This is a genomic window from Vibrio genomosp. F10 str. 9ZD137, from assembly GCF_049974785.1.
Lineage (GTDB): Bacteria > Pseudomonadota > Gammaproteobacteria > Enterobacterales > Vibrionaceae > Vibrio.
Genome location: NZ_JBNGCJ010000431.1, coordinates 1 through 6,728, shown reverse-complemented (window position 1 = coordinate 6,728; position 6,728 = coordinate 1). Strand labels below are relative to the sequence as shown.

The window sequence follows — 6,728 nt, the reverse complement described above, 5'->3', positions numbered from 1 at the left end:
TTCTGAACCTCTCTTCCGATCTACGCGAGTAAGTTAGTTTGTTCCGCTATACCTTGAATGGTTGATATGACGGAGTGAATCTCGCTGCTGTGTTTTTCAAGTTCCGCGACCATTTGTTGAGAGTTCTCGATGTTACTGGTCAGTATATGAAGGCTATTACTCGCATCGTTAGTCAGATCCAAGCTTTTATCCGCCTCTTGTTTAACTAGATGTGCATTTTCAGCGGCACTTTCAATATTGGCTGTAATTTCGTTACTCGTCATCACAAGTTCATTGACCGCCGTGGCAACTAACTCAGATTCAATTTTCTGCTGTTGAGCGTTATTCATGCTCTCGGTGGCAATATGTTTTGAGGCCAATGAGCACTCATTAAGCACATGCATAACACCTGCGATATCTTTGATATTGTTATGCAGTTTAGAGACAAAATGATCAAACGAGTTCGATAACTGAGCGAGCTCATCGTTGCCCGTTGAGTTCATTCTCACGGTCAAGTCACCATTGCCTTCCGAAATATCTTTCATTAAATGGGTAATCTGACCAATTCGCTTCGTGATGCTGGTGGCAATGATGACAAGTAACGCAGAAATAATAAACGCTAATGCAGCACCAAAGACGTTAAGCTCCGTCTTTACCTGCGTTCTCGTTCTATCCACCACCACATTAATCGATTCTTGAAGTTGATGAATAGCTTCTTCTGCTCCGTGTACATTGGTTCTTAAGGCACCTCTCATACCTAATTGTGGTGATAATCCATAAACATCGTTCTCAGCCACAAACCGTAGAAATGATTGCTGGTAGCGAACCATTTCAGTTAAAACCTGAGTATAGGCTGATGAACGGGACGTGAAATTGTTGATAGCTGCTTCGAAATCGAGCACAGCCTCTTGAGAAGGGGCGATAAGGTAATAGAAGTCGGCTTTCACTAGGGCCAAATAGCTCGCCTCTAGCTCAGCACTTTGTGTTTGTTTGACTGCATAGTGAAGACCTAGACGATTATCATTGAGTTTCGCACCCAAACCGGACTGTTGATCCATCCCCAGCAGCGATACTTGCTTGCTTAGTTGATGAAATTGCCCCTGATACTGTCTTAATATACTAGTGATCGTGGTGAGCTGACCTAAGGCCGAAGAGTCGTATTTTGAAAGGGTGTCTTGCAAAAATAAAACACGTTGCTCTAGCTGCTCGAAAGTTTCATCAAAGCGGGTGACGTATTTAGGATCTTTACGAGAAAGAAAGTCTTTCTCGTGCCGCCTTAACGTTAACAAATCTATCGCACTAAGTTGATTCTGTTTTGCTGCTTTTTCAATGTCTTCAAGAGTAGAGAAGCTCGCCTGCTGGTACAGGGCATAGCTCACGATGCCAATGACTAAAGTACAAACCACTGTTAGCAACTTTGCTTTTATCGATACATTTTGTAGAAATGACGTTGTTCTCGGTGACCCAGCCATAGGCACCTCCCATAGTAATGGTGATAGATTGACGTTGAATACCCACTTTTAGCTTATTATGTGAACTTTTTATTACAGTGGATATACAACGAATAGCAGCTGGGTATGGTTTTGCAAGTTGAAAGCTGAATTAAACGACCTGCAAAAAATGACAAAAAATAGAGAAATTAGCCTTTAACATCGAAGATGATTTTTTCTGCGCCCGTAAATACTTGAAAACGCAGGCCCTTAGCGCGAGCGATAGTCGTAATGCCAAATTTGTTCGCGAGATCCAGTCCCATTTGGGTCACTCCTGAACGTGACAATAAAATGGGGATTCCCATCTGCGCGACTTTAATCACCATCTCTGAAGTTAGGCGGCCCGTTGTGTAGAAAATCTTATCGGCACCCGTGTCTTTGTTTAACCAAAGCTCTCCGGCTAAGGTATCAACCGCATTATGGCGGCCAACATCTTCTACAAAGGAAATCACTTCGCTGGCGTTACAAATTGCACAACCATGTACGGCACCCGCTTTTTTATAGGTATCGTTATAATGAGTTAAGGCTTCGAGGGCAGAGTAGATATCTGATTGTTTTAGTTTGACTTGAGGAACTTGGTAACCCTCAAGCTGCTTCATCACGTTTCCATACATTGTGCCTTGTCCACAACCCGAGGTGACGGTTTTTTTCTTCAACGCCTTTTCTAACTGAGAAGTGTCTTCTTTCGTCACCACCGCTGCACTGTGCGTTTCCCAGTCAATAATGATCGATTCTATCGCATCAGGATCCTTGATGAAGCTCTGATTTTTTAAATAACCGAGAACAAGTGATTCCGGGCGTGAGCCTAGGGTCATCAAGGTAACAATCTCTTTCCAATTTAGAAGAACCGTAAGAGGGCGTTCACAAGCGATTTGTTTCAGTAATTTCTCACCATATTCATCGAACACTTCGACTTCAATGGTTTGTACTGGGTTCTCTTGGGTTTTGATAATACTAGGTTGAGTCACACTAAATTCCTGTCTTATGGTTAGGGCCTGTTGACCTTAGTAAAGAGGCGCATGATGAAAAATGACAGCCTTTGTATGCTGCTCTCACGTTCACATTGAGATTTCTTAATCATGTGACACCTTTCATGCTGCAATGCGCTATTGTTTTTAAGCTATTTCCTCTAAAGGGAAGTCAATACTGATGTTTGTCGAAGCAAAGTAACCTCAAAAATCGGTACTTGAGATAAATAAGTTAAAGGTGGCGTAAATATTGCTTTTATCGTGCCATAAATACCACAATAAACATGTAAATGTGAAATAGGTGAACCATGTCTAACAACGACTATCCCAACACAGAGTTAGTTAAAGATGAAAATCTATGGCCAATACGCTGCCATTTAGTATCGCATGAGATCACCACTGGAGTTTGGACAACGACTCAATGGCAATTAAAAGGTTTTGATTTGAACGCTCGCACACCAGACAAGTGCGAATCAGAAACCAGTAGCAACAACCCACTGGTCATTTTAGAGCTATTTAAAGATGAGAGAACAGACTATCGCTTTAACTTGAGTTCAAATCAGCCTAAATTATTCTTAGTGTTAGATAATTTTGATGATGCAGAAGTTCAGTCCGTCGTGACACTTACGGCGTCACAAAGTGTCGCCAGTCAATACATGGACGGCGACTATCTCGTACTTTCTACTGATATGCCATTGGCTGTACAAGCTTGGATGGAAGCCTACATAGGTCGGCATGGGGAATTGTTAGAGCAGAAGAGGAAAAAGCGTAAAGGGGCGGGTAGAGCCAGTGGCAAATAACTTTTTATCACGTTGGTCAAGCAAGAAACACCTTGAAGCATCGACCTTACAAAAATCGGCTACAACATTACCTGAGGCAAGTGACATAGCAACAGAAGCCGTTGTTCTAGCAGAAAATGACCCCTTAGCCAAAGTGACAATAGACAGAGAAACAACAAACAAAGCCCCGATAGACAATGTCTCCCCAACGAATCAATCGTTGCAGGGAATGGGTCAGAGCTCACAGGAAGAACGAAGCGCGGTTTCTGTTGCGGATGAATTAGAGGATAGCCAACGGGATGAAAGAGACTCTATTGAGGAAGGATCCCTTTCTATCGCTTCACTCTTAAAGAGTGACAGCGACCCTTTGCTAAAAAAAGCGGCACTGAGGGCGCTGTTCAGTGGTGAAGAGTTTAATCATGTCGATGCACTCAATGATTATGACCATGACTACAGTGCCATTCCGAGTTTATCCCAAGACGTCGCTCAATCACTGCGGGAATGGATTAAGCCTACATCGAAGGAAAGTGCTGATGAGACAGTCCAAAAAGAGTCGGATTCTAATTCACCACAACCAGACCCCGACTTAGAACCTGTCTCGGAGGATGATAATTCTGAGTGTGGTGCATCGAACGACGTAAAACAACAAACATTAGGAACATCAGAAACAGATCTTGTACTGTGTAGTGAATCAAATACTGATTTACTCAGCGATCCGTTAGAAGAAAAAAAGTAACCTTACAATTAATAGGTACATTTTGACCTAATCGAGAAATTCGAGGTGCGACATTATGTCGCACCTCGCTACTGTTCTTATCTCCTCGTTTTAAATACAATCCAACTTACTCTTAACATATTGTTTTTAAATAATAAAATTTTTGGAATACTAATTGCATTGCACTGTATGTGAATCCCTGTTCTCACATGGACCCGAGCAATGCTAAAAGAATTACTACAACAAGCGACATCAAATAATGGAAAGGCCCGTTCTTACGCAATAGAAAATACCGTAGAACTGACGAATCTTATTCCACCGACCGTAAGCTACGAAAGTGGTGGTCACACCTTAATTATCGGCCCGACGGATATTATTCAGGCGACAGCAAAACAGTTATCGAGCATGGCATCGTTGACTCTGCTTTCTACTGATGGAGAGAAAGGAGAAAGTAACAACATTTACTTCTCGTCCTCGATCGAAGTGTCAGGCTTTTTGGGGACATTTCACGTCCATATATCCCATCATGGTGAGGCCGATCTAAACGCTGGAGGTTTCCGCTCAGAAAGTAAAAGAAACCTCGCTACCATCGCAGTTAACCAAGAATGCTTTGATGTCATTCTCGATCTTTCGCTCACAGGAATCATGAAAGAAGAAGTGCCTGTTCCGGGCTATTATCCTGTCGGGAGGGGCTACCCAAGCATGCAGCAAGCGCTGTCGGAAATCCCAACACTTATGGGGACCTTCGATAAACCCAAGTACTTCCGATTAGATACCGATTTATGCGCTCACAGCTCACGAGGTGTAAAAGGGTGCGATCGTTGTGTAGATGCTTGTCCAGCTGGAGCTCTTTCAAGCATAGGCAGTGACAAAACAGGTTATAACATTGAGATAAACCCTTATCTCTGTCAGGGAGTAGGCACTTGCGCAACGTCGTGTCCGACAGAAGCCATTCGTTACGCCTTACCCAATCCTGAAGAAACACAGCAATTTGTAGAACGTACGCTTGAGAATTACCGCAAAGCGGGTGGCGAGCACCCAATTGTCTTATTTTGCAGCGCCCGCCATGAACAATACACCACCATGGCGTTAAAACAATTGCCAGATAACGTCATTCCGATCGTGGTAGAAGAACTACCCTCAGTGGGTATTGATACTTGGTTCGCCGCATTAACCAATGGAGCGACTCAGGTGCTCTTTGCAGCCAGCCAGCACATGCCCCCAACGATTATTCGAGTTTTAACCAAAGAAGTCGCCATGGCACAAGCACTATTAGCGCCATTGGGTATCGCTTCTGACTGCATAGAGATCTTGTATTTAGAATCGATGCACAGAGTTAAGGCAGATTCAGGTACTCAGAAAGATCAGACATCTGCGGTGAACACTCTCGATCTTCAAAACCCGGATCGTCAAATACCGAGTTTACAAACGAAAGTGTTGAGCCCAATCATGGGTGGGGTGAGTGGATCTAAACGTCATCGATTATTCGAATCACTCGATACCCTTACTCGTCATCATCAACCCACTGAAAACACAACACCACTAATGGAAAGTGCGCCCTATGGCAGCGTTGATTGCGAATCAAAAGATTGCACTTTATGTATGGCGTGTGTAGCCGTGTGTCCAACGCGAGCACTTCACCACGATGGTGAGTCTCCTTCACTACTTTTTGTCGAACAAGACTGTATTCAATGCGGCATGTGCGAGAAGGCCTGCCCTGAATCTGCGCTTTCATTGTCACCGCGCATCAATTGGGATTCAGAACAGCGTAACAAAGCTATTGTATTGCATCACGAGAAGCCTGCCGAATGTTTACGTTGTAGCAAACCTTTCGCCCCGCAGTCGATGATAACTATGTTGCAAGATAGGTTACGCGGTCACTCTATGTTTGCAGATGATGTCGCTATTAACCGTATCGCGATGTGCGAAGACTGTCGAGTCAAAGACGTTTTCGAAGCAATGGCTGACGACCCAACGAAACAACTCACTTACTAGGAGCGCATTTTGGATAATCAACATCAAGAAATACGTGCTGACATCTATTTACTGATTGCTACGCTGTTTCGACAGCCGCCGAGTGCTGAAATCATTGCGTTTTTAACGTCACTAGATATAGAAACAGAAAGCAGTGCCATGCAACAAGCGTGGCACGCCTTGAAGCAATCTGCTAGCACTAGCGAAATAGCCAATCTGAACGACGAATATCAAGAGTTATTCATCGGTATTGGCCGTGGCGAAGTGGTCCCATTCGGTTCTTGGCATATGACAGGGTCATTAATGGAAAAGCCACTCGCACAACTTCGCCAAGATCTAAAAGCATTAGGATTTGAACGTGAAGAAAGCGTTAAAGAGCCTGAAGACCATATTTCCGCATTATGTGAAGTGATGGCTCTACTCATTAATCAAAAAGACCCAGAGCAACAGGCATTTTTTAATGCACATCTAGCACCTTGGTATTCCTCTCTTTCGCAACAAATAAAGCAAGCGAATCATGCCCAATTTTACGTTCAAGCCGCACAGCTACTTGAGGCGTTTTTGCATGTAGAACAAGTTCGATTCAGTCAAAAGCGGGCGGGGTCAAAAAGCAAACTAACTATTAATGTCAATAATACCAGTAACCTAATTCAATCAACCTAATTCAATCAACTTAATTCGAACTCCTATAAGAAGCGCCAAAGCGTTCAGTCGCCCTAACATGGTAAGGAAGCAATACATGAACAACAAAAAAGACACTGACACATTAGACACCGGTCGACGAGACCTTTTGAAAGGCTTAACAACAGCTGCGGTTGCGGGT

General features: G+C 43.5%; 6 protein-coding genes. 4 read left to right on the top strand and 2 right to left on the bottom strand.

Annotation, left to right across the window (positions count from 1 at the left end):
- Positions 1-20 precede the first annotated feature (20 nt).
- Both ACP45E_RS10260 and fdhD read right to left on the bottom strand, forming a co-directional pair.
- Complete coding sequence (locus tag ACP45E_RS10260) at positions 21-1,451, bottom strand: methyl-accepting chemotaxis protein (RefSeq protein ID WP_241824300.1); 1,431 nt, start codon at positions 1,449-1,451, stop codon at positions 21-23.
- Positions 1,452-1,618: 167 nt separating this feature from the next.
- Positions 1,619-2,437 carry a formate dehydrogenase accessory sulfurtransferase FdhD gene (gene fdhD, locus ACP45E_RS10255; protein ID WP_017038585.1) on the bottom strand — a complete coding sequence of 273 codons (819 nt, stop codon included), beginning with the start codon at positions 2,435-2,437 and terminating at the stop codon, positions 1,619-1,621.
- A gap of 308 nt (positions 2,438-2,745) precedes the next feature.
- On the opposite strand from fdhD, the gene ACP45E_RS10250 reads away from it, so the two are divergent.
- From ACP45E_RS10250 to ACP45E_RS10235, 4 genes are all read left to right on the top strand, one after another.
- On the top strand, positions 2,746-3,237 hold the full coding sequence (locus ACP45E_RS10250) for a DUF3305 domain-containing protein (protein WP_017033340.1): 492 nt from the start codon (positions 2,746-2,748) through the stop codon (positions 3,235-3,237).
- On the top strand, positions 3,227-3,952 hold the full coding sequence (locus ACP45E_RS10245; RefSeq protein WP_017038586.1) for a DUF3306 domain-containing protein: 726 nt from the start codon (positions 3,227-3,229) through the stop codon (positions 3,950-3,952). The genes ACP45E_RS10250 and ACP45E_RS10245 overlap by 11 nt, the downstream gene beginning before the upstream one ends.
- Before the next feature lie 201 nt (positions 3,953-4,153).
- Complete coding sequence (locus tag ACP45E_RS10240; RefSeq protein WP_017038587.1) at positions 4,154-5,926, top strand: 4Fe-4S binding protein; 1,773 nt, start codon at positions 4,154-4,156, stop codon at positions 5,924-5,926.
- 9 nt (positions 5,927-5,935) lie between these two features.
- Positions 5,936-6,568, top strand: a complete 633-nt coding sequence (locus tag ACP45E_RS10235; RefSeq protein WP_017038588.1) for a TorD/DmsD family molecular chaperone — start codon at positions 5,936-5,938, stop codon at positions 6,566-6,568.
- The last annotated feature ends 160 nt before the right edge of the window (positions 6,569-6,728 follow it).

Bases quoted from the DNA above. Each gene is read 5' to 3' on its own strand.
- ACP45E_RS10260 (WP_241824300.1), bottom strand. From the start codon at position 1,451: ATGGCTGGGTCACCGAGAACAACGTCATTTCTACAAAATGTATCGATA.
- ACP45E_RS10250 (WP_017033340.1), top strand. From the start codon at position 2,746: ATGTCTAACAACGACTATCCCAACACAGAGTTAGTTAAAGATGAAAAT.
- ACP45E_RS10240 (WP_017038587.1), top strand. From the start codon at position 4,154: ATGCTAAAAGAATTACTACAACAAGCGACATCAAATAATGGAAAGGCC.